General features: G+C 72.2%; 27 protein-coding genes. 16 read left to right on the top strand and 11 right to left on the bottom strand.

What is annotated here, in order from left to right; all coding sequences use genetic code 11:
* The first annotated feature begins 24 nt into the window (after positions 1-24).
* From ACFZB9_RS13135 to ACFZB9_RS13125, 3 genes are all read left to right on the top strand, one after another.
* Positions 25-123 (top strand): 30S ribosomal protein bS22, encoded by a 99-nt coding sequence (locus ACFZB9_RS13135; protein WP_003948845.1) that lies wholly within the window; start codon positions 25-27, stop codon positions 121-123.
* A 142-nt stretch (positions 124-265) separates the two neighbouring features.
* Positions 266-1357 (top strand): NAD-dependent epimerase/dehydratase family protein, encoded by a 1092-nt coding sequence (locus ACFZB9_RS13130; RefSeq protein ID WP_391446485.1) that lies wholly within the window; start codon positions 266-268, stop codon positions 1355-1357.
* Entirely contained in the window at positions 1354-2403 is a 1050-nt protein-coding gene (locus ACFZB9_RS13125) for a lysophospholipid acyltransferase family protein (protein ID WP_391446483.1), read from the top strand. Before ACFZB9_RS13130 ends, ACFZB9_RS13125 begins: the two co-directional genes overlap by 4 nt.
* Before the next feature lie 122 nt (positions 2404-2525).
* Here the strand turns inward: ACFZB9_RS13125 and ACFZB9_RS13120 are convergent, their stop codons facing one another.
* The 3 genes from ACFZB9_RS13120 to ACFZB9_RS13110 form a co-directional block, all read right to left on the bottom strand.
* The gene (locus ACFZB9_RS13120) at positions 2526-3818 is read right to left on the bottom strand and encodes a DUF5667 domain-containing protein (protein ID WP_391446481.1); all 1293 of its coding nucleotides are present in this window, start codon (positions 3816-3818) and stop codon (positions 2526-2528) included.
* Between the two features lie 251 nt (positions 3819-4069).
* Positions 4070-4945: an ECF subfamily RNA polymerase sigma factor, BldN family gene (locus ACFZB9_RS13115; protein ID WP_391446479.1), complete on the bottom strand. Its 876-nt coding sequence runs from the start codon at positions 4943-4945 to the stop codon at positions 4070-4072.
* Positions 4946-5445: 500 nt separating this feature from the next.
* Positions 5446-6417, bottom strand: a complete 972-nt coding sequence (locus ACFZB9_RS13110) for an HAD family hydrolase (RefSeq protein WP_391446477.1) — start codon at positions 6415-6417, stop codon at positions 5446-5448.
* A 131-nt stretch (positions 6418-6548) separates the two neighbouring features.
* Here ACFZB9_RS13110 and ACFZB9_RS13105 point away from each other — a divergent pair, with 131 nt between their 5' ends.
* The 6 genes from ACFZB9_RS13105 to hemB all read left to right on the top strand — a co-directional run bounded on the left by ACFZB9_RS13105 (position 6549) and on the right by hemB (position 12962).
* Complete coding sequence (locus ACFZB9_RS13105) at positions 6549-6827, top strand: glutaredoxin family protein (protein ID WP_391446475.1); 279 nt, start codon at positions 6549-6551, stop codon at positions 6825-6827.
* 250 nt (positions 6828-7077) lie between these two features.
* The gene (locus ACFZB9_RS13100; protein ID WP_391446473.1) at positions 7078-7920 is read left to right on the top strand and encodes a redox-sensing transcriptional repressor Rex; all 843 of its coding nucleotides are present in this window, start codon (positions 7078-7080) and stop codon (positions 7918-7920) included.
* Complete coding sequence (locus tag ACFZB9_RS13095) at positions 7917-9263, top strand: glutamyl-tRNA reductase (protein WP_391446471.1); 1347 nt, start codon at positions 7917-7919, stop codon at positions 9261-9263. Before ACFZB9_RS13100 ends, ACFZB9_RS13095 begins: the two co-directional genes overlap by 4 nt.
* A gap of 41 nt (positions 9264-9304) precedes the next feature.
* A complete protein-coding gene (hemC, locus tag ACFZB9_RS13090) occupies positions 9305-10312 on the top strand; it encodes a hydroxymethylbilane synthase (protein ID WP_391446469.1) in 1008 nt (335 codons plus the stop codon).
* The gene (locus tag ACFZB9_RS13085) at positions 10309-11970 is read left to right on the top strand and encodes a uroporphyrinogen-III synthase (protein WP_391446467.1); all 1662 of its coding nucleotides are present in this window, start codon (positions 10309-10311) and stop codon (positions 11968-11970) included. The genes hemC and ACFZB9_RS13085 overlap by 4 nt, the downstream gene beginning before the upstream one ends.
* Positions 11971-11984: 14 nt before the next feature.
* On the top strand, positions 11985-12962 hold the full coding sequence (hemB, locus tag ACFZB9_RS13080) for a porphobilinogen synthase (RefSeq protein WP_391446465.1): 978 nt from the start codon (positions 11985-11987) through the stop codon (positions 12960-12962).
* Positions 12963-13029: 67 nt separating this feature from the next.
* On the opposite strand, the gene ACFZB9_RS13075 is transcribed toward hemB, so the two are convergent.
* The 3 genes from ACFZB9_RS13075 to ACFZB9_RS13065 form a co-directional block, all read right to left on the bottom strand.
* Positions 13030-13317: a hypothetical protein gene (locus ACFZB9_RS13075; RefSeq protein WP_391446463.1), complete on the bottom strand. Its 288-nt coding sequence runs from the start codon at positions 13315-13317 to the stop codon at positions 13030-13032.
* A gap of 218 nt (positions 13318-13535) precedes the next feature.
* Positions 13536-13874 (bottom strand): rodlet layer protein, encoded by a 339-nt coding sequence (locus ACFZB9_RS13070; RefSeq protein WP_184936990.1) that lies wholly within the window; start codon positions 13872-13874, stop codon positions 13536-13538.
* 76 nt (positions 13875-13950) lie between these two features.
* Positions 13951-14289, bottom strand: coding sequence for a rodlet layer protein (locus tag ACFZB9_RS13065; protein ID WP_391446461.1), 339 nt, complete (start codon positions 14287-14289; stop codon positions 13951-13953).
* Positions 14290-14716: 427 nt separating this feature from the next.
* Here ACFZB9_RS13065 and ACFZB9_RS13060 point away from each other — a divergent pair, with 427 nt between their 5' ends.
* The gene (locus ACFZB9_RS13060; RefSeq protein ID WP_391446459.1) at positions 14717-15400 is read left to right on the top strand and encodes a hypothetical protein; all 684 of its coding nucleotides are present in this window, start codon (positions 14717-14719) and stop codon (positions 15398-15400) included.
* Positions 15401-15474: 74 nt separating this feature from the next.
* On the opposite strand, the gene ACFZB9_RS13055 is transcribed toward ACFZB9_RS13060, so the two are convergent.
* The 4 genes from ACFZB9_RS13055 to ACFZB9_RS13040 form a co-directional block, all read right to left on the bottom strand.
* Positions 15475-15864 carry a hypothetical protein gene (locus ACFZB9_RS13055; RefSeq protein WP_391446457.1) on the bottom strand — a complete coding sequence of 130 codons (390 nt, stop codon included), beginning with the start codon at positions 15862-15864 and terminating at the stop codon, positions 15475-15477.
* A 103-nt stretch (positions 15865-15967) separates the two neighbouring features.
* Positions 15968-16237 carry a chaplin gene (locus tag ACFZB9_RS13050; RefSeq protein ID WP_391446455.1) on the bottom strand — a complete coding sequence of 90 codons (270 nt, stop codon included), beginning with the start codon at positions 16235-16237 and terminating at the stop codon, positions 15968-15970.
* A gap of 94 nt (positions 16238-16331) precedes the next feature.
* Positions 16332-16574, bottom strand: coding sequence for a chaplin (locus ACFZB9_RS13045; protein ID WP_391446453.1), 243 nt, complete (start codon positions 16572-16574; stop codon positions 16332-16334).
* A gap of 188 nt (positions 16575-16762) precedes the next feature.
* Entirely contained in the window at positions 16763-17002 is a 240-nt protein-coding gene (locus tag ACFZB9_RS13040; protein ID WP_391446451.1) for a chaplin, read from the bottom strand.
* A gap of 252 nt (positions 17003-17254) precedes the next feature.
* Between ACFZB9_RS13040 and ACFZB9_RS13035 the strand changes: the two genes are divergently transcribed.
* Together ACFZB9_RS13035 and ACFZB9_RS13030 are read left to right on the top strand one after the other, a co-directional pair.
* Positions 17255-17494 carry a chaplin gene (locus ACFZB9_RS13035; RefSeq protein ID WP_391446449.1) on the top strand — a complete coding sequence of 80 codons (240 nt, stop codon included), beginning with the start codon at positions 17255-17257 and terminating at the stop codon, positions 17492-17494.
* A 192-nt stretch (positions 17495-17686) separates the two neighbouring features.
* Entirely contained in the window at positions 17687-19336 is a 1650-nt protein-coding gene (locus ACFZB9_RS13030) for an RICIN domain-containing protein (protein ID WP_391446447.1), read from the top strand.
* 314 nt (positions 19337-19650) lie between these two features.
* Here ACFZB9_RS13030 and ACFZB9_RS13025 read toward each other — a convergent pair whose 3' ends face one another.
* A complete protein-coding gene (locus ACFZB9_RS13025) occupies positions 19651-20133 on the bottom strand; it encodes a hypothetical protein (protein WP_391446445.1) in 483 nt (160 codons plus the stop codon).
* Between the two features lie 390 nt (positions 20134-20523).
* Between ACFZB9_RS13025 and hemL the strand changes: the two genes are divergently transcribed.
* The 4 genes from hemL (at position 20524) to ACFZB9_RS13005 (ending at position 24025) form a co-directional block, all read left to right on the top strand.
* Complete coding sequence (hemL, locus tag ACFZB9_RS13020) at positions 20524-21858, top strand: glutamate-1-semialdehyde 2,1-aminomutase (protein WP_391446443.1); 1335 nt, start codon at positions 20524-20526, stop codon at positions 21856-21858.
* The gene (locus ACFZB9_RS13015; RefSeq protein ID WP_391446441.1) at positions 21855-22532 is read left to right on the top strand and encodes a histidine phosphatase family protein; all 678 of its coding nucleotides are present in this window, start codon (positions 21855-21857) and stop codon (positions 22530-22532) included. Before hemL ends, ACFZB9_RS13015 begins: the two co-directional genes overlap by 4 nt.
* Before the next feature lie 126 nt (positions 22533-22658).
* Positions 22659-23252, top strand: a complete 594-nt coding sequence (locus ACFZB9_RS13010) for a TlpA family protein disulfide reductase (RefSeq protein ID WP_391446439.1) — start codon at positions 22659-22661, stop codon at positions 23250-23252.
* 170 nt (positions 23253-23422) lie between these two features.
* Positions 23423-24025, top strand: coding sequence for a TlpA family protein disulfide reductase (locus ACFZB9_RS13005; protein WP_391446437.1), 603 nt, complete (start codon positions 23423-23425; stop codon positions 24023-24025).
* The last annotated feature ends 39 nt before the right edge of the window (positions 24026-24064 follow it).

Raw genomic sequence — 24064 nt, 5'->3', positions numbered from 1 at the left:
GTCTCAGTGAGCGAGGGTTGTTCCGTGGGCTCTGTCATCAAGAAGCGTCGCAAGCGTATGGCCAAGAAGAAGCACCGCAAGCTTCTGAAGCGGACCCGCGTTCAGCGTCGTAACAAGAAGTAACACCTGCGGAGCCTCGCTCCCGGTGCGCTGCTGCCCGTCCCAGCCGATCAGGCCGGGGCGGGCAGCACCCGTTTTCCCAGCGTGACGCGGTACGGTGCAAGCACCCGCCACGCGGGCGGGCCGGCAGGGAGGCGGCGGACACGTGGGCAAGGTCGTGCTGGTCACCGGCGTGGCCAGACAGCTCGGAGCCCGGTTCGCCGAGCGGATCCGCCGCGAGCCGGGAGTCGACCTGGTGGTCGGGGCGGACACCGAGCCGCTGCGCGGCGGCCTCGCGTCGCCGTCCCCGGACGAACGGACGGGCCCGCTCGCCGACTACGTCTTCGCCCCGGCCGACCTGCGCCGCCCGGCCATCGCCCGGGTGCTGGCCGAGTACGCGGTGGACACCGTGGTGCACCTCAACGTCAGCGCCACCAATCCGGGCACCGCGGCGCGTGCCACCGTCAAGGAGATCAACGTCATCGGCAGCATGCAGCTGCTCGGTGCCTGCCAGCAGTCGGGGCTGATCCGCCGGCTGGTGGTGAAGTCGACCACCGGCGTCTACGGCGCGACCCCGCGCGATCCGGCCGTCTTCTTCGAGCGGACCACGCCCAAGACCCTGCCCTCCGGCGGCTTCGCCAAGGACGCGGCCGAGGTCGAGGGTTATGTGCGCGGCTTCGCCCGGCGCCGGCCCGACGTCGCGATCAGCGTGCTGCGGTTCGCCAACCTGGTCGGCCCCGGCGCCGACACCCCGCTCGCCGAGTACTTCTCGCTGCCCGTGCTGCCCACCGCGCTCGGCCACGACCCGCGACTGCAGTTCGTGCACGAGGACGACGCCGTCGAGGTGCTGCGGCTGGCCGCGCTCGACCCCGGCCCGGGCGAGCCGCGACGGACCGGCACCTTCAACGTCGCGGGGGAGGGGGTGCTGCTGCTCTCCCAGTGCGCCCGCCGGCTGGGCCGCCCCACCGTGCCGGTGCTGCTGCCCGCGCTCGGCCTGGTCGCCCAGCTGGCCAAGCGGACCAGGGTCTCGGACTTCTCGACCGAGCAGATCGGCCTGCTGACCCACGGCCGGGTGGTGGACACCACCGCGCTGCGCGAGGTCTTCGGCTACCGGCCGCGCTTCACCACGCCCGAGGCGTTCGCCGACTTCGTCGCCGGCCAGCGCGCCGGACTGCTGCCGCCCGAGCGGCTGACCGCACTCACCGACCGGCTGGCCGCCCTGCTGCCCGCCACCGACCACAGGAGCGCCGGCCGATGAAGCCTGACCAGGAGACGGGGTCCGCCCAGGACCGGCCGGGCCCCGGCGCCGGGGCCACCGGCAAGGTGATCCCGATCGAGAGCGCGCCGAGCTGGGCGCCCGGACCCGCCGGCCAGGGGACGGCGGACTTCGCCGGACGGCTGGCCGAGGGGCTGGGCACGCTGCTGGCCGGGCGGGTCGGGACCGCGGCCGACGGGCTGTTCGGCAAGGGCTGGGAGAACCGGGCGGCCGACGGGCTGGCCTTCCTGCGCCGCCGGATCACCGGCGACTACGAGGTGGACGAGTTCGGCTTCGACCGCGAGCTGACCGAACAGGTCTTCCTGACCGCGCTGCGGCCGCTGGCCGAGAAGTACTTCCGGATCGAGGTCCGCGGCGTCGAGCACATCCCGGCCGAGGGCGGTGCCCTGGTGGTGGCCAACCACTCGGGGGTGGTCCCGCTGGACGCCCTGATGACGCAGGTGGCGATCCACGACCACCACCCGGCCGGGCGCCACCTGCGGATGCTCGCCGCCGACCTGGTCTTCGTGCTGCCGCTGATCGGCGAGCTGGCCCGCAAGTCCGGCCACACGCTGGCCTGCAACGAGGACGCCCAGGCGCTGCTGGAGCGCGGCGAGGTGGTCGGGGTCTGGCCGGAGGGCTTCAAGGGGATCGGCAAGCCGTTCGCCGACCGCTACAAGCTGCAGCGGTTCGGGCGCGGCGGTTTCGTGGCCTCCGCGCTGCGGGCCGGGGTGCCGATCGTGCCCTGCTCGATCGTGGGCGCCGAGGAGACCTACCCGATGCTCGGCAACGTCAAGAGCCTGGCCCGGCTGCTCGGGCTGCCCTACCTGCCGATCACCCCGACCTTCCCCTGGCTCGGCCCGCTCGGCGCGATCCCGCTGCCGACCAAGTGGACGATCCAGTTCGGCGAGCCGATCCGCACCGACGGCTATCCGCCGGAGGCGGCCGAGGACCCGATGCTGGTCTTCAACCTGACCGACGAGGTCCGCGAGACCATCCAGCACACGCTCTACGAGCTGCTGGTGGCCAGGCGCAGCCTCTTCTTCTGACTCTGCCGGCTCTTCTGGCGGTGCCGACGGTGCCGACTCTGCTGGCGCCAGACGTTCCGATGTTCCGACGAGCCCGCCGAAGGCGCTGGTGGGGGCGGTCGGGCCGCCCCCACCAGCACGGTTCAGCTCCCGTCCAGCCCCAGCCCCGGCAGCAGGCCCGGGATCAACGGCGGCAGGTTGAGCCCCTGCCCGGTGGCCGGCGTGCTGCCGCCCTGGCCGGGTGCGGCCGTCGGAGCGGCCGGCGCGGGCGTGGTGCCCGGTGCCGGGGCGCTCTGCGCGGTGCCCGGGGCGGCCGGCGCGGCGGGTGCCGCACCGGTACCGGAACCGTTGCCGGTCAGGCTGCCGGTGAGGCCGTTGACCAGCCCGCCCACCGGGTTGCCGCCGCCGAGCGCGCCGCCGCCCTGGCGGACCTGGCCGCCCGCCGGGCTCTGCGGCGTGCCGCCGCCCGTCGACGGCTGCCCGCCGCCGGCCTGGCCGCCGACCGGGCTCTGCGGGGCGCCGCCGCCGGTCGAGGGGTGGCCGCCGCCGCTCGCGGCGCCGGCGGGCGAGGGGGCCTGCGCCCCGCCGCCGGCCGGGCCCGCAGCCGGGGTCTGCCCGGGCGCCGGAGCGCTCGGTGCCTGCTCCAGGTGCAGCGGTGCGACGTCCTCGTTGAGGTTGTCGAAGAGCTGGTCGACCTGGCCCGCCATCGGCGTCAACTGCTGGGGCAGTCGCTGCTGCAGGGCACTCCAGTGGTTGTCCTGGACCTCGGTGAAACTGGCCAGCCTGCGCATCGGGTCGAGCGAGCCGTTGGCCCGGTAGACCGAGCGCAGCAGGTCCCGGCCCTTGGCCGCCTCGGCGTGCATGTCCTTCAGCGCCGAGGCGAGTTGGGCCACCGTGGTCTGGCTGAGCGCACCGCTCGCGCCCTGCCGGCCGACCAGCGAGCGGGCCTCCGCGAGCCGGGTGGAGGCCTGGTCGAGCAGCAGCGAGCCGCGCTCGGCGTCCGAGCCGGCCAGGTCGAGCCGCAGGCCCTCCAGACCGCGCTTCATCCCGTAGAGCGGGTCGCCGGGCAGTGCGCCCGAACTGGCCGCCGCCACCCCGGCGAAGCTGCCCACGGTGACCCCGGCCACCAGGCCGGTGATCGCGAACCGCCGTCCCCAGCGCCGCCGTTGCAGGCCGCGCTCGGTGCGGTGCCGGCGCTGGCGCGGCACGGTGGGCAGGCCACCGGCCGCGTGCTGCTCGAACGCGGCCATCAGCTGCGCCCGTTGCTCGCTCTTCACCCCGGCGTCCATGGCGGGGGCGGAGAGTTGTGCCAACACCTCGGTCGTTCCGAGGAGTTGGCCCAGGGTCGCGCTCGCTGCGGGCTGTCCCGTCCGGTGGGCCTCCAGCGCCTCGGCGAAGGCCTTCGCCCGCCGGTGCTCCAGCACGTTTGCCGTCACGGGCCACACCTCCCTTCGTCGTTGTCGACTCCCCGGCCTGCCGGACGGTTGCCACGGCGGGCCAAATCCACTCCTTCGGGTGACGGTTCGCGGCTTGGCTTGACCACGCGACCCGAGGGGGTTTGCACGCTGGGCAACGAGCGGTGCGGGGGGTCGGTTACGCACGAGTGATCATGTGACCGCATTCTCACCCGGACGTGTGGGAACGGTCCGTGGGGTGACCCGGCGTCAGCTATGGTCATCGGGCCGGGTCAGCGGGCGTCCGGCGGCAGCAGCCGGGCCAGGGTGCGGACGGCGCGGTACTGCAGGGTCTTGATGGCCCCCTCGTTCTTGCCCATGATCCGGGCCGTCTCGGCGACCGAGAGGCCCTGCAGGAAGCGGAGGGTGACGCACTCCTGCTGCTGCGGGTTGAGCCGCCGCACGGCGTCCAGCAGGGCGGCGTTGGAGAGCGACTCCAGCACCGAGTCCTCCGGGCTGCGCTCGCACTCGTTGGAGTCGAGCATCTCGCCGGTGGTCACCTCCAGCCGGAACCGGCTGGACTTGAAGTGGTCGGCGACCAGGTTGCGCGCGATGGTCACCAGCCAGGCCCCGAAGTCCCGGCCCTGCCAGGTGAAGGTGCCGATCCGGCGCAGCGCGCGCAGGAAGGTCTCGCTGGTCAGGTCCTCGGCCGTGGCCCGGCTGCCGACCCGGTAGTAGATGTAGCGGTAGACCGTGTCGCAGTAGTGGTCGTACAGGCGCCCGAACGCCTCGCTCTCGCCGGCCTGGGCGCGCTCGACCAGCTCCATGATCGGGTTGTGCTCGGTCTCGGTGCCCTGGTGCGGCACGGTGCCGGTGCGGCCGCGGGTGCCGGCCCCCCGGGTGCGGGTGCCCGCCGAGCCGGTGGCGGCCGAGCGCAGCGCGGTGCCCGCCGCGGCCGGTCCGAAGACCCCGAACGGGCCGGGCCCGTCGGCCGGTTGCCAGGCACCACCGGCGGGGACCAGCTCGGGCAGCGAGGGCAGCAGCTGACTGCGCAGCAGGGTGCGCAGCAGGCGGAGGTTGCGGGTGGTCGCGCGGGGCAGGGCAGCGAGCGCGACGGGTGGCGACGGGCGGGCGGGAGCAGGCGCGTCGTTCCGGACGGGTGGGTACACGGGACTCCCAGAGGCAGAACTGTGGACGGATCACCTCCGCCTGCGCGGAGAGCACACTCCCCGTCACCCCGTCGGGGGGACACCTGGGGTGGACGTGCATCCAGGAGAGAATAACGCTTTGTGCAATGACAGCTACACCGTGTGGCGGAAGTGGTCGATAGGGATCCACTTCGCGTGGTATATGAGCTGAAACCGACCGAACGCAGCACCGAACCGTGCGCTGTTGGTGAGCAATCGAGGGCGGGCTGTGACCGATTCCGAGGTCGGCCGGGCGGTTTCCCCGCCAACAGGCCTGCCAATCCCAGACTTTCCAGGGCGTTCGAACGATCAGATCCGGTCACTGGGCCGCCGACGCTGGGAGTTTGTCGGATTCCGCTGGTGACAGGTGTGGTGACGGCGTTTCGGGCCGCTGCGGGCGGCTGCCCGTGGTCCGGAACGCCCGGTTGACCGGGCCCACCCGCCCGGCATGGCGTCCTGGTTGACGCCGCGTCAGCTTCGCGTCAGCGCCGCTTGCGGCGCAGCGCCACGGTCGCCACCGTCGCACCCGCCACCGCGCCGAGCGCCACCGCGGCGGGCACCCCGATCCGCGCGGCCTTGCGCCCGGTGCGGAAGTCGCGCACCCGCCAGCCGTGCGCCCGCGCGTACTTGCGCAGCCGCGCGTCGGGGTTGACCACGAAGGGGTGCCCGACCAGCGAGAGCATCGGGATGTCGTTGGCCGAGTCGCTGTACGCGGCGCAGTGGCCCAGGTCGAGCTGCTCGCGCCGGGCCAGGGCGCGCACCGCGGCCGCCTTGGCCGGGCCGTGCAGCATCTCGCCGACCAGCCGGCCGGTGTACTGGCCGCCGACCTCCTCGGCCACTGTGCCCAGCGCGCCGGTCATGCCGAGCCGGCGGGCGATGATCCGGGCCACCTCCTGGGGGGCGGCCGTCACCAGCCAGACCCGCTGCCCGGCGTCCAGGTGCATCTGGACCAGCGCCCGGGTGCCCGGCCAGACCTTGGCCGCGACGATGTCCTCGAAGATCTCCTCGCAGATCTCCTCCAGGTCGGCGGTGCGCTTGCCGGCCACCAGCGACAGCGCGGTGTGCTGCGCGTCGGCGATGTGCCCGGGGTCCTCGGTGCCGAACAGCCGGAACCAGGCCTGCTGCCAGGCGAACTTGGCCACGTCGCGGCGGGAGAAGAAGTTGCGGCGGTAGAGCCCGACGCCGAGGTAGAAGACCGCGGCGCCCTGCAGGATCGTGTTGTCGCAGTCGAAGAAGGCGGCGCCCTGCGGGTGGTCGACCGGCGGCGTGGCCGACTGCGGCTCGACGGGCTGCGGCTCGGCGGGCTGCTCCGTCGGGGCCGACCCGGCGTCGACCGGAGCCGGCGCCCGCTCGCGCAGCGCCTGCTCGGCCGCCTGCGCGGCGGCCTCGCCTGCCAGGGCGGCCCGCTCGGAGGAGGATCGTCTTGCCTGGGTGAGCCTTCGCAGCGCGGCCATGGCACCGAGCATAGTCAGCCCTGGTGGGCGCCGGTATGGACGGGCGGGCCACGGCGCTCTGCCCGCCGCGGGAAGGCGGCGCGGCGCGGCCGGGCGACGGTGCGCCCGGGCGGGCGGCGCACAATGGTGCCGTGACCCCTCTCCTGCGCCGCGAGCGGCGTTCCAGCCCCGCCGATCGCACCGTGACCCTGATCGGCAAGCCCGACTGCCACCTGTGCGAGCAGGCCAGGGAGGTGATCGTGCGGGTCACCGCCGAGCTGGGCACCGGCTTCGAGGAGCGGGACATCACCCAGGACGAGGAGCTCTACCGCACCTACTGGGAGCAGATCCCGGTGACGCTGATCGACGGGCGTCAGCACGACTTCTGGCGGGTCGACGAGGCCCGGCTGCGCGCCGCACTCACGCGCTAGCGCGGACGCGGCGCCGTTTCGGTTCGAACTTCTGGCCGGACCGGCGCTGGTGGGCGACGATGGTGCCGCCGGAGCGGCGTGTGGCGTGATGCGCGTCACTGTGGCGGGACAAAACGGACATCATCTTTGTGCACACGTTCACAAACGCATAGCCTGGCTGCCAAAGCCCAGCTTCACCCACAGGAGCACCGTGGCAATCGGCCGATCCACCCCTGAATCCTCGCCCCCCAGCACCGCCGACGGAGGCTCCATGCGCCGCACCCCTGTGGGACGTCAGACGCGTGCCCGTGGCATCCCCGAGGCCACCGTGGCCCGGCTGCCGCTCTACCTGCGTGCGCTGACCGCGCTCTCCGAGCGCTCGGTCCCCACCGTCTCATCGGAGGAGCTGGCGGCCGCAGCCGGGGTCAACTCCGCGAAGCTGCGCAAGGACTTCTCCTACCTCGGCTCCTACGGGACCCGCGGCGTCGGCTACGACGTGGAGTACCTCGTCTACCAGATCTCGCGCGAGCTGGGCCTGACCCAGGACTGGCCGGTCGTGATCGTCGGGATCGGGAACCTGGGCCACGCGCTCGCCAACTACGGGGGCTTCGCCTCCCGCGGCTTCCGGGTGGCGGCCCTGCTGGACGCCGACCCGGCCGTGGTCGGCGGCAGCGCGGCGGGCCTGCCGGTGCGGCACATGGACGAACTGGAGTCCATCGTGGAGAGCCAGCAGGTCTCCATCGGTGTGATCACCACTCCGCCGGGCGCCGCCCAGCAGGTCTGCGACCGGCTGGTGGAGGCCGGGGTGACCAGCATCCTGAACTTCGCGCCGACCGTGCTGACCGTGCCGGACGGCGTGGACGTGCGCAAGGTCGACCTCTCCATCGAGCTGCAGATCCTGGCCTTCCACGAGCAGCGCAAGGCGGGCGAGGAGCCGCAGGCCGAGGAGGAGCCGGCGCCGAGCCGCGCCCCCGGCCCGGTGCGCGCCGCGGCGGCCAAGCTGCGCCGCGCGGCGAGCGGCGGCAAGGACGTCCGGGACGCCAAGGACACCGCTCGGGACGGCAAGGCGGAGCCGCGTGGCGAGAGCGAGCGGTCCGCGGTGATGCCGGCATGAGTCTGCTCGTTGTCGGACTGAGCCACCGCACCGCGCCCGTCACCGTCCTGGAGCGCGCCGCGCTGACCGGTGAGGTCCCCACCCGGCTGCTGCACGACGCGGCCGCCACGGCCACCGTCTCCGAGGCGGCCCTGCTCAACACCTGCAACCGGATCGAGCTCTACGCGGACGTGGACAAGTTCCACGCCGGCGTCGCCGAGCTGTCGCTGCTGCTCGCCGAGCACAGCGGGGTCGACCTGGAGGAGCTCACCGCGCACCTCTACGTCCACTACGAGGACCGCGCCGTGCACCACCTCTTCTCGGTGGCCTGTGGACTGGACTCGATGGTGGTCGGGGAGGGCCAGATCCTCGGTCAGCTGCGCGACGCGCTGGCCCGCGCCCAGGAGGAGCACACCGCCGGACGCCTGCTCAACGAGCTGTTCCAGCAGGCCCTTCGGGTCGGCAAGCGGGCGCACAGCGAGACCGGGATCGACAAGGCCGGGCAGTCGCTGGTCACCTTCGGGCTGGAGCAGATCGCCGCCGGGGCGGGCGAGATCGCCGGCAAGCGGGCCCTGGTGGTCGGCGCGGGCTCGATGAGCTCGCTGGCCGCCGCCACCCTCTCCCGGGCCGGCGTCAGCGACCTCCTGATCGCCAACCGCACCCCCGAGCGGGCCGAACGGCTGGCCGCCGCGCTGGGCGCCCGGACGGTCGCCTTCGCCAAGGTGGCGCAGGCGCTGGCCGACGTGGACGTGGTGATCTCCTGCACCGGCTCGGCCGGCGCGGTGATCCAGGCCGCCGACGTCGCCGCGGCGGTGGCGGCCCGGGCCGAGCGGACGCCGCTGGCCTTCCTGGACCTGGCGATGCCGCGCGACGTGGACCACGCGGTGCACGAGCTGCCCGGCGCGCTGCTGGTTGACCTGGAGTCGCTCTCCCAGGTCGACGCCGCGCTGCCCGGCAGCGGTGACGTGGACGCGGTCACCACCATCGTCGCCGACGAGGTGGCCGCCTTCGGCGCCGCCCAGCGCGCCGCGCGGATCGCCCCCACCGTGGTGGCGCTGCGCGCGATGGCCTCCGAGGTGGTCGGCGCCGAGCTGGCCCGCCTGGAGGCCCGACTGCCCGACCTGGACGAACGCTCGCGCGCCGAGATGGCGCAGACCGTCCGCCGGGTGGTCGACAAGCTGCTGCACGCACCGACGGTGCGGGTCAAGCAGTTGGCCGCCGAGCCCGGCGGTGCCTCCTACGCGGAGGCGCTGCGCGAGCTGTTCGACCTCGACCCGGGTGCGGTGCACGCCGTGTCGGGGACACCAGTAGGGCCGCAAGGGCAGCCCGCCAGCGGTAGTCTCGCGGGCGGAGCTGCGCGATGAACCATCTTCTCGACCACCAGCACGACCGGGATGATCACGTTATGAATGGTCAACTGAGCACGCAGCAGGGCCAGTTGGACGCCGAAATACCGCTGCGGCTCGGCACCCGGCGCAGCGCGCTGGCCATGGCGCAGTCCGGGATGGTCGCCCGCGAGGTCGGTCGGCTGACCGGCCGCGAGGTCGAGTTGGTGGAGATCACCACCTACGGCGACACCTCGCGCGAGCAGCTGGCCCAGATCGGCGGCACCGGGGTCTTCGTCTCCGCGCTGCGCGACGCGCTGCTCGCGGGCCGGATCGACTTCGCCGTCCACTCGCTCAAGGACCTGCCGACCGCCGCCCCCGAGGGCCTGGTGCTCGCCGCCGTGCCCGAGCGCGAGGACGTCCGCGACGCTCTGGTCGCCCGCGAGGGCCTGAGCCTTGAGGCGCTGATCGAGAAGTGCGCCGGGCGCACCGCCCGGATCGGCACCGGATCCCCGCGCCGGATGGCCCAGTTGAACGCCTGGGCCGCCGCCCAGGGCGCCGACGTCGAGACGGTGCCGATCCGCGGCAACGTCGACACCCGGATCAACTTCGTGCACAGCGGGGAGCTGGACGCGGTGGTGCTCGCCGCCGCCGGCCTCAACCGACTGGGCCGCTCGGCCGAGATCAGCGAGCACCTGGAGCCCGAGCTGATGCTCCCGGCCCCCGGGCAGGGCGCGCTGGCCATCGAGTGCCGGGCCGACGACCCCGAGCTCGCCGCCGCCCTCGGCGCGCTCGACCACGCACCCACCCGTGCCGCCGTCGTCGCGGAGCGCGCCCTGCTGGCCGCGCTGGAGGCCGGCTGCTCGGCTCCGGTCGCCGCACTGGCCCGGGTGAGCGAAGAGAACGAACTGTGGCTGGAGGGTGTCGTCGGCTCCGTCGACGGTGCCACCCTGCTGACGATGTCCACCACTGGCCCGCTCGCGACCGACGAGACGGCCGAACGGCAGGCGCGGGCCCTCGGCCACGCGCTGGCCGCCCGGCTGCTCGACGGCGGAGCGGCCGGTCTGATGGGGGAGCGAGTCCGATGAGCCCCACCACCACCGCCGCCGACCGGTCCGGACGCTGCACCTTCCTCGGTGCCGGCCCCGGCGACCCCGGCCTGCTGACGCTCCGGGCGGTCGAGGTGCTGGCCTCGGCCGACCTGCTGATCGCCGACCCGCTCACCGCCGGTGCGGTGCGCAGCCACTGCCCCGAGGGCGTCCAGGTGTTCGCACCGGGCGTGCCGGTGGGCGACGCGGCGCCGCTCGACATCGGCGGCGGCGACGCGGGCGCGCTCGCCCGGCTGATCGCCGACGCGGTGCAGGCCGGCAAGCACGTGGTCCGCACCGTCGACGGCGACCCGGGCCTGGACGGCCGGGCGGCCGAGGAGATGCTGCTCTGTGCCAAGGCGGGCACCTCCTTCGAGGTGATCCCGGGCGTGGCCCAGTCGGTCGGCGTCCCCGCCTACGCGGGTGTGCCGCTGCGCGGCAGCAACGGCGCCGACGTGCGCTTCGTGGACGGCTCGGCGCTGCTGGCCGGCGCCCTGGTCGACCTCGGCGCGCCCGAGACCACCCTGGTGGTGCGCACCACGCTCGGCCAGCTGCCCGCCACCGCGAGCGCGCTGGTCACCCACGGCCGCAAGCCGGACGCCGCGCTGTGCGCCACGCTCTCGGGCACCACCACCCGCCAGCGCACCTTCACCTCCACGCTGGCCGCCATCGGGGCCGACCTGAAGGCGGCCCGGGTGCTGCCCTCGCCGGTCTCCGCGCCGGTGGACCCGGCCACCTCGGTGATAGCCGTGGTGGGCGACCAGGTCGCCTACCGTGACTCGCACTCCTGGTTCGAGACCAAGCCGCTGTTCGGCTGGAACGTCCTGGTGCCGCGCACCAAGGAGCAGGCCACCGGCCTGTCCGAGCAGCTGCGCTCCTACGGCGCGGTGCCGCAGGAGGTGCCGACCATCGCGGTCGAGCCGCCGCGCACCCCGCAGCAGATGGAGCGGGCGATCAAGGGCCTGGTCACCGGGCGCTACGAGTGGATCGCCTTCACCTCGGTCAACGCCGTCCGTGCGGTGCGCGAGAAGTTCGAGGAGTACGGCCTCGACGCCCGCGCGTTCGCCGGCATCAAGGTCGCCGCGGTCGGCGAGACCACCGCCAAGGCGCTGGTCGACTTCGGTGTGAAGCCCGACCTGGTGCCCAGCGGCGAGCAGTCCGCGGCCGGACTGCTGGAGGACTGGCCGCCCTACGACCCGGTCTTCGACCCGATCGACCGGGTGCTGCTGCCGCGCGCCGACATCGCCACCGAGACCCTGGTGGCGGGCCTGGTCGAACTCGGCTGGGAGGTGGACGACGTGACGGCCTACCGGACCGTGCGCGCCTCGCCGCCGCCGGCCGAGACCCGCGAGGCGATCAAGGGCGGCGGCTTCGACGCGGTGCTCTTCACCTCGTCCTCGACCGTGCGCAACCTGGTCGGCATCGCCGGCAAGCCGCACAACGTCACCATCATCGCCTGCATCGGTCCGGCCACCGCCAAGACCGCCGAGGAGCACGGCCTGCGGGTCGACGTGATGGCCCCCGCGCCGTCCGCCGCCGCGCTGGCCGAGGCGCTGGCGGAGTTCGGCGCCGGGCGCCGCGACGCCGCCACCTCGGCGGGCGAACCGGTCTACCGGCCCAGCGAGCGGCGCCCCGGCTCCCGTCGCAAGGCGCGTTGACACCTGGAGGAATCGTGTCTTTCCCTGCCGCCCGACCCCGTCGTCTGCGCACCACCCCGGCGGTGCGCCGGCTGGTCGCGGAAACCCGGCTGCACCCGGCCGAGTTCATCCTGCCGGTCTTCGTGCGGGAGGGCATCAGCGAGCCGGTGCCGGTGAGTTCGATGCCGGGCGTCGTGCAGCACACCCGCGAGACGCTGCGCAAGGCGGCGGTGGAGGCGGCGGAGGCCGGTCTCGGCGGCATCATGCTCTTCGGCGTGCCGGAGACCAAGGACGCCCTCGGCTCGGCGGGCACCGACCCGCAGGGCATCCTGCAGCAGGCGATCCGCGACGTGGTCGCCGAGGTCGGCGACCAGCTGGTGGTGATGTCGGACCTGTGCCTGGACGAGTTCACCGACCACGGTCACTGCGGGGTGCTCGCGCCGGACGGCAGCGTGGACAACGACGCGACCCTTGAGCGCTACGCCGAGATGGCCGTGGTGCAGGCCGAGGCCGGGGTCCACATGGTCGGCCCGTCCGGGATGATGGACGGCCAGGTCGGGGTGATCCGCCGGGCGCTGGACGCCGCCGGCCACCAGGACGTCGCCGTGCTCGCCTACACCGCGAAGTACGCCTCCGCCCTCTACGGCCCGTTCCGGGAGGCGGTCAGCTCCTCGCTCAAGGGTGACCGCAAGACCTACCAGCAGGACCTGGCCAACTCCCGCGAGTCGCTGCGCGAGCTGGAGCTGGACCTGGCCGAGGGCGCGGACCTGGTGATGGTCAAGCCGGCCATGCCGTGCCTGGACATCCTGCGCCAGGTCGCCGACCGCTCGCCGGTGCCGGTGGCGGCGTACCAGATCTCCGGTGAGTACTCGATGGTCGAGGCGGCCGCGGCGAACGGCTGGATCGAGCGCGAGCGGACCATCCTGGAGACGCTCACCTCGATCCGCCGGGCCGGGGCCGAGCAGATCCTCACCTACTGGGCCGTCGAGGCCGCGCGGATGCTCGCGCGCTGAACGACGGCATGACCGAGGGGGCGTCAGCTGTTGCTGACGCCCCCTCGGTCATGCCCGGCTCAGTGGCTCAGTGGTGGTGCATCCCGTCGATCTCCACCCCGCCGGCGCCCTCGCCGCCGGTGGCCGTGGCGGTGGTCCAGCCGTCGCCCATGCCGGCGGTGTGCACGTGGCTGGTGCCCGCGACGCCGTCGAACCAGCCGGTCGCGAGGACGGGGTGCTTCCCGCTGACCACGCCGCCACCCTCGCCGGCGGTGTAGACGTGGGCGTAGGCCGGAGCGGCGATGCCGGCGATCATCAGCGCGCCGGCCGAGACGGCGGCGGCCCGGGCGGCCGTCGTACGCAGGGGATTGCGCATGTGTAATCGAGCCTTCCTGATAGGGGATTGACTGTCCGTCAGTCGATGACATGACAGCGGAGCCGGGGGAAGCGTGCTCCCCGGCTCCGCTGGGTCCAGCTCTGGAGGGTCGGATGCTGCTCTGGAGGGTCAGGGTGCTGCTCAGCTCTCGCGTGGCGGACCGGCCGGGGCCGGCCGGTCCGCCCGTGTGCGGGGCTGACTCAGCTGGTCGGTCCTGATCAGCCGATCAGGTGCGACAGCGCGCCGTCGCCGTTGGCCTGGGTGGTCTGGCCCACGTTGCAGATCTGGTGCTGCTGCTGGTTGAGGACCGGCACGTCGACCTGGACCGGCACGAGGCCGACCTGGACGTGGTGCACCTCGGGCAGGCAGACGTTGGTGTTGTCCAGGGTGTGGTAGTTCGGGCTGTGGTCGCCGTGGGTGCCGGTGTGGTTGGTGCCACCGTTGCCCTGCACCGAGGCGGCCGAGCCGTCGGCGTCGCCGATCGCCATCGAGGGGGCGGCGGACATCGCGATGGCGGCGGTGGCCAGACCGGCGGTGGCGAGGACCTTCTTCAGCATGGGAGTGCTCTCTCTTGCTACGGGATTACTGGGGGAGGTGGAGCGATGGAGCGGTGGAGCGGGGTGGCTTGCTTGCTCAGCCGACCAGGTGCGAGGCGACGCCGTCACCGTTGCTCTGGGTGGGCTGGCCCTGGTTGCAGACCTGGTGGATCTGCTGGTTGCCGACCGGCACGTCCGCCTGGATCGGGACGAGGCCGACCTGGACGTGGTGGATCTCCGGCAGGCAGATGTTGGTGTTGTCCAGGAAGTGGAAGTTGGGGCTGTGGTTGCCCCAAGTGCCGGTGTTGTTGGTGCCGCCGTTGCCGGAGAGCGAGGCCGCGGAGCCGTCCGCGTTGCCGATCGCCATCGCCGGGGTGACACCGGCAGCCATCGCGGCGGCCACCAGGCCGACGGAGGCCAGGGTCTTCTTGATCATGGGGTTCCTCTCTGGATTGCTGCGTCCGCTGCGTCTGGGGGCAATCCGTTCTCCGAATTGACCTGGTCTGCGGTCACCATGACATCCGCGGCGTATTCAGGAAATTGATCACATTCGGCAGACCTCTGGCTGCGGTGCGATCGGGCATCCGATCCGGCCGTCGTCGTGCTCGTTGTGCGGTGACATCGATATCAAAGAACGGCGGCCCGGAAAGTTACGCGAGGCGTGCCGGGAAAAATTCTGTACGACCCAATCAGTCGGCGCGTCGATGCTATTAATGAGCCATTCCGGTTAAGCCGTGCCTACTCCGACCGCGTCGGGTCGTTGAAACAGATCGACCCCGGTCCTGTCCGGCGGGCCGTGTGACGGGCCCGACCGGTGCCGGGGGCACTTCCCAGCGCCTCACGAGATCGGATCAGAGAAGACGATGAAGCTCCCCAAGCGGACCGGTGCACTGCTGCTGGCAGTCGGAGCGTCGGCGATCGCGGGCCAGGGTGCGGCCAGTGCCGCCGGTGCCCAGCCGGTCACCCCGGGCCAGCCGATGACCCCGGCTCAGGTGGCGGCGATGGAGGACGGCCTGGCGACCAAGACGGTGCCGCTGCGGGTCCCGCTGGAGACGGTCAGCCAGCATGCGCCGATGCTGCCGCTGGGTGGGGACATCCACGGCGCGCTGCCGGCCTCCCCGGTGCTGCCGCCGGTGCAGGGCGGTCCGGAGAAGCACGAGCTGGTGCCGGACAGGATCGTGCCCGCGCTCAACTTCAGCAAGGTCGGCCCGAGCCTGGGCAGCGACCTCCCGCTGCCCGCGGTGGCCGACGGGGTGCGGCCCGGCAACCTGGACCTGGACGCGCCCTCGGCGCCGCTGAAGGCGGTGGGCCCGGCCGTCGGCCTCGGGCACCCGCTGAACTTCGTGGAGGGCGCGGACGGCCAGCTGAAGAACGGCTCGCTGTCGGCCGGCGACCTGGACCCGCGGGTGCTGCCCGGCGCGCTGTCGGCGGGCCCGGACGCCAAGGCCTCGCTCGGCGGTCCCGACCGGCAGACCCCGATGCTCAAGACGGCGCAGGACCTGCTCGACACCACCGCGGCCACCGCCCAGGAGGCCACCCAGGGCTGAACCCCTGCGGCCGTCGAGCATGGGTCAGGCCCGGTGCGAGCACCCGCACCGGGCCTGACCCATGCGCCGCCCGCTCAGTGGCCGGGCACCGCGCCGAGCAGCAGGCCCAGGCCCGGCAGGTCCTTGGCCCCGCCGCCGTCGCTGAGCGCACCGGTGAGGGCCGTGCTGCTGACCGGCCGCATGCCGGGGTTGTCCGGCTTGACCGCGACCGTGTTGTTCAGCGGATCGGCACTGGACTGGGCGAACGGGTCCAGGCGCAGGTCCTTGACCGGCCCGGTGACATAGCCGGTGGTGTTGCCGACGGCCCCCAGCGCCGGGCCGACCTCGGTCGGCTGCAGCTGTGCCTTCGGCACGGGGGCCTGCGGTACGGCGGAGTCGGCCAGGGCGGTGCCGGCCGCCGCGGGGGTGAGCAGCAGGGCCGCCCCCAGCGCGGCCAGCGCGCCGCCGGTGGTGGTGAGGCTCAACGGGATCCTTCTCTCTTGCGGGCCGGCTCTCTTGTGGGCCGCAAACGGCGCTGTCCCCCGGACACGGAAGTCCGGGGGACAGCGCTCACGCGACTTCCGCTGCTCAGCAGTCGTCGTCGTGGTGCGGCGGGGCGTCGACGTTGGCGCAGGTGTTGCCGAAAGCCGGGTTCAGCAGGCCGATCACGTTGATCGAGTTGCCGCACAGGTTCACCGGGATGTGCACCGGCACCTGGATGGCGTTGCCGGAGGCGACACCGGGGGAGTGGGCGGCGACGCCCTCCGCACCCGCACTGGCGTTGGCGGCGCCGGCGGCACCGATCACCAGGCCGACGGCGGCGGTGGAGAGGATGGCGAGCTTCTTGGTGGACTGCATGGGGGATCTCCTAGGGGATCATCACGGGGTGGCGGGCTGTGCTGCCAGGGGGAGGCGGCCGCACAGCCCGCGGCGCCGGGTCAGCGGGGGTGGCTCAGCCCGCGTTGGCGCAGGTGTTGCCGAACGCCGGGTTCAGCGCGCCGATCACGTCGATGGTGTTGCCGCACAGGTTCACCGGGATGTGGATCGGCACCTGGATGGCGTTGCCGGAGAGCACGCCGGGGGAGCCGACCGCGGCACCCTCGGCGCCCGCGCTGGCGTTGGCCGCGCCGGCACCGGCCAGCAGCAGGCCGGCGGCGGCGGTGGTCAGGACGAGGGACTTCGAGAACTTGCGCATGAGTTATTCCTCCGTTGATTTCCCGGGAGCACTTCGGTCGGACAGTTTGTCGTTCCGGTCGTTCCGGGTACCGGGCGAAACAGGATTGGCGATCGGAAGGTTCCGGCCGACCGGCCCGAATTCACTCAGCCGGGCGAAAGTCCGGCGATTCGACTCGGGTGGCGAACCGGAATGACCGTCCTGGTCGGTCAGGCGTTGACGCAGGTGTTGCCGAAGGCCGGGTTCAGCAGGCCGATCACGTTGATGCTGTTGCCGCAGAGGTTCACCGGAACGTGCACAGGGACCTGGATCAGGTTGCCGGAGAGCACACCGGGCGAACCGACAGCGGCACCCTCGGCACCCGCGTTGGCCGAGGCGGCGGACGCGCCACCGATGATCAGAGCGGCGGCGGCGGCCACGCCGAACGCGCCGTGGACGAGCTTGCGCATGACGGAATTCTCTTTCTGCCTACGATTTCTGACGGTGTGAAGCGGCTTCCCGACATAGAACGAGCACCGGCGCGGGCGGAAACGGGCACCGCCCCGGATCACCCGATCGCCTGCACACGCGGGCCGGGCGCGGGTGGCGAGCCGGCTGGCTGCGCGCAAACGGGTGAATTCGGCGGCGGAGGCCGCAACCACTCGCGGTAGGGGTCGTTGCTGATCATGCACGCATCGTGCTCAGCAACAAGGAGACTCAATATGAGCGTCAAGAAGGCTGCCGCTGTCGGCGCCGCCGTGGTCGGAATCGTGGCCGCGGGTGCCGGGACCGCCATGGCCAGCGCGGGCGCCGAGGGTGCCGCCGTCGGCTCCCCCGGTGTCCTCTCCGGCAACCTGCTCCAGGTCCCGGTGCACGTTCCGATCAACGCCTGCGGCAACAGCATCGACGTGATCGGCCTGCTGAACCCGGCGTTCGGCAACACCTGCGTCAACGAGGGCTGATTCACCCCTGGCGAAGCCGTCGTCCGTCGTCTCCCCTCCTGAGGCGGCTGGCGGCGGCTTTGGCTTTTCCGCACCGGGCTATATGAGGGAGCCTCAACTTCTGCTGTCACGAGCCTTGTTGCGTTACTTGTCAGTACCTACCATGTGAACCCGCTCACCGCACAGCTCCGCCACCCCCACCAAGGAGTCTGCGTGATCAGGAAGCTCACATCCGGTCCCCCCACCGTCCTGCTGGCCGTCGCCGCGCTGGTCGCCACCATCGGCCTGGCCACTGGCGCCCCGGCGGCCCACGCCGCCGCCAACTCGCCGTCCCCGCGCGCCGCGTTGCCCAGTGCGATCGTCTCGCTGGGCGACAGCGCGATCTCCGGCGAGGGCGCCGGCACCGACACGAACGACGGCTACTTCGCCGGCACCGACGGTCCCAAGGACTACTGCCACCGGCACCCCCAGTCGGAGATCTTCGACACCGGCCTGTCCGGCGTCACCGCCGTCGACCTGGCCTGCTCCGGCGCCCAGACCGGCGACCTGGTCAGCGACCCGAACCTGGCCAAGGTCACCGGCGGCGGCAGCGGCGACTTCGGCGAGCCCAAGCAGGACGCCCAACTCGCCCAGACCGCGGCCAGGTACGACGTCAAGATGGTCGTCGTCACGATCGGCGCCAACGACGACTTCGACTTCAGCGGGATCATGGAGAGCTGCCTCGCGCAGTACTTCCCGATCCCCAAGTCGCAGGGCTGCCGGGACACCATCGGCAGTGCCACCATCACCCAGCGCGCCGCCAAGGTGATCCCCAAGGTGACCGCCGCGCTCACCGACGTCCGTCAGACCATGCGCGCCGCCGGCTACGCGGACGGCGACTACCAGCTGGTCTACCAGTCGTACTTCACCCCGATCACCCCCGACATCCGCAGCAACGACCCCGCGACCAAGCTCGCCCAGGGCTGCCCGGCCTTCCCCGAGGACCTGGCCTGGGGCCACAACTGGGTGGTGCCGACCTTCGACGACGCACTGCGTCAGGCCGCCGAGGCCGTGCCGGGGGTGCGCTTCCTGGACCAGCGCCGGGTCACCTACGGCCACGAGGTCTGCGCCGAGTGGACCACATCGCCCTACGAGTACACCAACGGCGACGTGATCGACCTCTCGGAGAACACCCGCAACGGCTGCGACTACTCGATCGGCATCCTCTCGCTCTGCGAGAACGAGATCCGGCAGTCCTACCACCCGCGGGTGGCCGGCTACCAGGCCGAGGGCAACTGCCTGGCCGAGTTCTACGGCGAGCCCGCCCAGCAGGAGGCCTACTGCACCCTGGACCAGGCGGACGGCACCACGATCATGCCGCTGACGCCGGGTCAGCCCTTCGGCGACGCCCCCGAGGACGGCGCCTGGTACCAGCTGACCAACGCCGCCACCGGCCAGGTGCTCGACCTCTCCGGCGGCGGGAGCTACGGCGACGCCACCAACGGCCGGCCCGCCATCAACTATCCGGCGGACGGCGGCCTCAACCAGTCCTTCGTGCTGGAGGCCAAGCCCGGCGGCAGCTACGAGCTGGACTTCAGCGGCAACCGCGGCATGTGCCTGGACGCCACCGGCGCGGCCACCGCGCCCGGTACCCGGCTGGAGCAGTGGGGCTGCAACGGCGGCGGCAACCAGCACTGGGTCTTCGAGCCCGCCGGCCAGAACCAGTACAAGCTGGCCGACTCCCAGGACACCGGCAAGGTGGCCACCGTCAGCGCCGACCACGACGCCCAGAACAACGCGATCGTGGAGCTGGCCGCCGACACCGGCGCGTCGGCCCAGCTCTGGCAGCTCACCAAGCTCGGCATCGTCTACCTGCACGGCTGAGGCCCGCACCTGAGTGTGGGAAGTCGGTCCACCCGACTTCCCACACTGTGAGCCGGACCACCGGCGACTCCCGCAGGTTCACGGCAGGATCCCGACTTCAGTAGTTGGCGCTGGTCAGCGGCGTTTTTGGGCTCCAGGTGCCCCGGATGTGCCCATGGAAGTGGTGTGCAGGGTCCACCCGTTCCAGACGCTGGGCCTGATGACGCCGCCGGCCTACGACAAGATGGCGGACGGCGGCGGGCTGCTCGTTGACCAGCCGTGACGCCCCGCCAAACGGTCGCTGACGAGCCCTCAGAAGCCCATGGAGCTGCAGGTCAGGGCCACACCAGGCAGTACAGCTGGTGCCCCGCGTCGTGCAGCCGGTTCGCGAAGTCCTGCCACTCGTGCAGCATCGTGTAGATCACGAACGCGTCCCGGGGCCCGCGCCGGTCCGGCACGGTGGACCAGATGAACGCCGCCGCGCCCAGTTCGGTCTCGTCCGCCTTGCGCAGTGGCTCGACCACGGTGTGCGGCAGCTGAACCACCGCGTAGTCGGGGTGCAGCACGACCAGTTCGAGCGGCGGGACCTGGTGCAGCGGGATGCCCTCGATCCCGGTGAGGACCATGGCGCTCATGGTCTCGGGTTTGATCTTGGTGGAGAGATGGCCAGTGGGGGAGCCACTGGTCTCCATCAGATCGCCGAGCCGGCCGAGCGAGCCGAGCTCACCGGCGTCCAGCCCCAGCCCCCCGGGGCCGAGCGCGGTGGGGACTCTCGCGGCGGTCGCGCGGTCGGGTGCGCCGAAGTACTTGTACGTCACCCCCACGCGTCCTTCACCCCGCCTTCCCCTTCCCGCGCGGGCGGCCTTGCGGCCGGCCCCCGTGGCCTCCTCGAAGCCGTCCTGCTCCTCGGACACTCGGACCATCCTCACCGGAATTCGCCGGAATCGACAGACCCCCGGACCTCCGGTGCCCCGCCGGATGTCCCTTTTTCCCGTTATGTCAGCGATTGTGCACCGTGCCCGGCCAGCGTTGACCGCATCACGTCACCGCGTGCCCAGCCCCGCACCGGGGCGCGAACCCGCGCTCTCCAGTGTGCGGGATGAACCGACCGTGGCCGCACACGGATCATCGTTCCAGATGATCGGCTCCGACATGCAGAGGTAAAGGACACGATTTGAGAGCGGCGCCGTTTGAGAGGATGTGGTCTCGTGAGCTACCCCTATGAAGCACCCCAGTCCCAGTCGCTCTTCGAGCGCGCCTCGGCCGTGACCCCCGGCGGGGTCAACTCCCCGGTGCGCGCCTTCCGCGCCGTCGGCGGTACCCCGCGGTTCATGGTCTCGGGCACCGGCCCCTACCTGACCGACGCCGACGGCCGCGAGTACGTCGACCTGGTCTGCTCCTGGGGTCCGATGATCCTGGGCCACGCGCACCCGGCCGTCCTGGAGGCGGTGCGCGAGGCCGTCGGCAAGGGGACCTCGTTCGGCACCCCCGGTCAGGGCGAGGTCGAGCTGGCGGAGGAGATCGTGGCCCGGGTGGCTCCGGTCGAGCAGGTCCGCCTGGTCTCCTCCGGCACCGAGGCGACCATGTCCGCGATCCGGCTGGCCCGCGGTTTCACCGGCCGCGCCAAGGTCGTCAAGTTCGCCGGCTGCTACCACGGCCACGTCGACGCGCTGCTGGCCGCGGCCGGCTCCGGCGTCGCCACCTTCGCCCTGCCGGACACCCCGGGCGTGACGGGCGCTCAGGCGGGCGACACCATCGTGGTGCCGTACAACGACCTGGCGGCCGTGGCGGAGGCCTTCGCGCTGCACCCGGGCGAGATCGCCTGCGTGATCACCGAGGCCGCCCCCGGCAACATGGGCGTGGTCCCGCCGGGGCCCGGCTTCAACGCCGGCCTGGCCCGGCTCTGCCGGGAGAACGGCGCGCTCTTCATCTCGGACGAGGTGATGACCGGCTTCCGCGTCTCCAAGGCCGGCTGGTACGGCCTGGAGGCGGCGCACGAGGGCTGGGCGCCCGACCTGCTGACCTTCGGCAAGGTGATGGGCGGCGGCTTCCCGGCCGCGGCCTTCGGCGGCCGTGCCGACGTGATGGCCCACCTGGCCCCGGCCGGCCCGGTCTACCAGGCCGGCACGCTCTCCGGGAACCCGATCGCCACCGCGGCCGGCCTGGCCCAGCTGCGCGCCTGCACCGACGAGGTCTACACGACCCTCGGCCAGGTCGCCGACACCGTCTGCGGCCTGGTCTCCGAGGCGCTGACCAAGGAGGGCGTGGCGCACCGGCTGCAGAAGGCGGGCACCATGTTCTCGGTCTTCTTCACCGAGGAGCCGGTCACCGACTACGCCTCGGCGAAGCGTCAGGAGGCGTTCCGCTTCACCGAGTTCTTCCACAGCCTGCTCGCGGACGGGGTCTACCTGCCGCCGTCCGCCTTCGAGTCCTGGTTCGTCTCGGCGTCCCACGACGAGCGCGCGATCGAGCGGATCGCCGCCGCCCTGCCCGCCGCCGCCCGTGCCGCGGCGCTGGCCAAGCCCACGGAGGAACTGCGATGACCGACACCACGGTGGTGCACCTGGTGCGCCACGGCGAGGTGCACAACCCGCAGGGCGTGCTGTACGGGCGGCTGCCGGACTACCACCTGTCCGAGCTGGGCCGGCAGATGGCCGACCGGGTCGCCGAGCACCTGGCCGACCGCGACATCACCTACGTGGTCGCCTCCCCGCTGGAGCGCGCCCAGGAGACGGCCGAGCCGACCGCCAAGTCGCACGGCCTCACTGTCGCGGTGGACGAGCGCCTGATCGAGGCCGACAACATCTTCGAGGGCAAGACCTTCGGCGTCGGCGACGGCTCGCTGCGCAACCCGCGCTACTGGAAGTACCTGGTCAACCCGCTGCGCCCGTCCTGGGGCGAGCCGTACGTCGAGCTGGCGGTGCGGATGATGGGTGCGCTCGCGGGGGCGCGGGACGCCGCGCGCGGGCACGAGGCGGTCTGCGTCAGCCACCAGCTGCCGATCTGGATCGCCCGCTCGTTCGCCGAGAAGCGCCGGCTGTGGCACGACCCGCGCAAGCGGCAGTGCTCGCTGGCCTCGCTGACCAGCTTCACCTACGAGGGCGACAAGCTGGTCTCGGTCGGCTACCGCGAGCCGGCCCGGGACCTGCTGCCGGCCCACCTGCTCGGCAAGGGCAGCAAGGGCGACAAGCCCGTCGGCAAGAGCTTCGGGGCCTGACCCTTTTCACACTGGTCAACACCGATCGGCGCTTAGACGATCTTTACAGCCGCAGTTCGCAGGGGGGCCGACAGTCAACTGCCGACCCCCCTGAAACGCCCCGAACTGCCGTGCGAAGCTCTTCACATGTCTGGTACGCCCCGCGTCCGCCTGGCCGCGATTCTCACCGCCGCAGCCGCCGTCGTCGCCCTTGCCGGGTGCAGCTCGGCCGACGGCGGTAACGGCCAGGCCGGCTTCGTCGCCGGCAACGGCGGCGTGGACACCGTTCCGTTGGCCAAGCGGAAGCCGGCCCCGGCGATCGACGGCAAGGACCTGGAGAACAAGCAGGTCGCGCTCTCCGACTACACCGGCAAGATCGTGGTGATCAACATCTGGGGCTCCTGGTGCTCGTCCTGCCGCAGCGAGGCGGCCGGTCTGGAGCAGTCGTACCAGAAGTACAAGGACCAGGGCGTGGTGTTCCTCGGCATCAACACCCGGGACACCGACCCGACCAACGCCCGGCAGTTCGAGGCGAACCAGGGGATCACCTACCCGAGCATCTACGACCCGGACGGCACCCAGATCCTCAAGTTCCCCAAGGGCAGCCTCAATCCGCAGGCGATCCCGACCACCATGGTCGTCGACCGTCAGGGCCGCCTGGCCGAGCGCGCGATGCGGCCGGTCTCGATCTACGACATGGACGCCATCCTGGAGCCGCTGCTCGCCGAGCAGCACTCCTGACCGGCGCCCGAACGCCGCTCGGATCGACCCCGTCGAAAGGCTTTCGGGGCTTGCTCCTCTTAACGCCGATTGGCGTTTAAAGGATCTTTACAAGCCCAGTTCACAGGGGGGCCGACACGCAACTGCCTACCCCCCTGAAACGCCCTGAACTGCCATGCGAAACTTTTCACATGTCTGGTACGCCCCGCTTCCGCCTGGCCGCACTTCTCACCGCGGCGGCCGCCGTTCTCGCCCTCGCCGGCTGCAGCTCGACCGGCAGCGGCGGCAGCGGTGACGCCCAGACCGGCTTCGTCGCCGGCAACGGCGGCGTGGACACCGTTCCGCTGGCCAAGCGGAAGCCGGCCCCGGCGATCGACGGCAAGGACCTGGAGAACAAGCAGGTCGCGCTCTCCGACTACACCGGCAAGATCGTGGTGATCAACATCTGGGGCTCCTGGTGCTCGTCCTGCCGCAGCGAGGCGGCCGGTCTGGAGCAGTCGTACCAGAAGTACAAGGACCAGGGCGTGGTGTTCCTCGGTATCAACACCCGGGACACCGACCCGACCAACGCCCGGCAGTTCGAGGCGAACCAGGGGATCACCTACCCGAGCATCTACGACCCGGACGGCACCCAGATCCTCAAGTTCCCCAAGGGCAGCCTCAATCCGCAGGCGATCCCGACCACCATGGTCGTCGACCGTCAGGGCCGCCTGGCCGAGCGCGCGATGCGGCCGGTCTCGATCTACGACATGGACGCGCTCCTGGAGCCGCTGCTCGCCGAGCAGCACTCCTGACCGGCGCCCGAACGCCGCTCGGATCGACCCCGTCGAAAG

It is taken from the genome of Kitasatospora sp. NPDC008050 (assembly GCF_042957465.1).
Classification (GTDB): domain Bacteria; phylum Actinomycetota; class Actinomycetes; order Streptomycetales; family Streptomycetaceae; genus Kitasatospora.
This window is presented reverse-complemented; position numbering and strand designations above follow the sequence as displayed.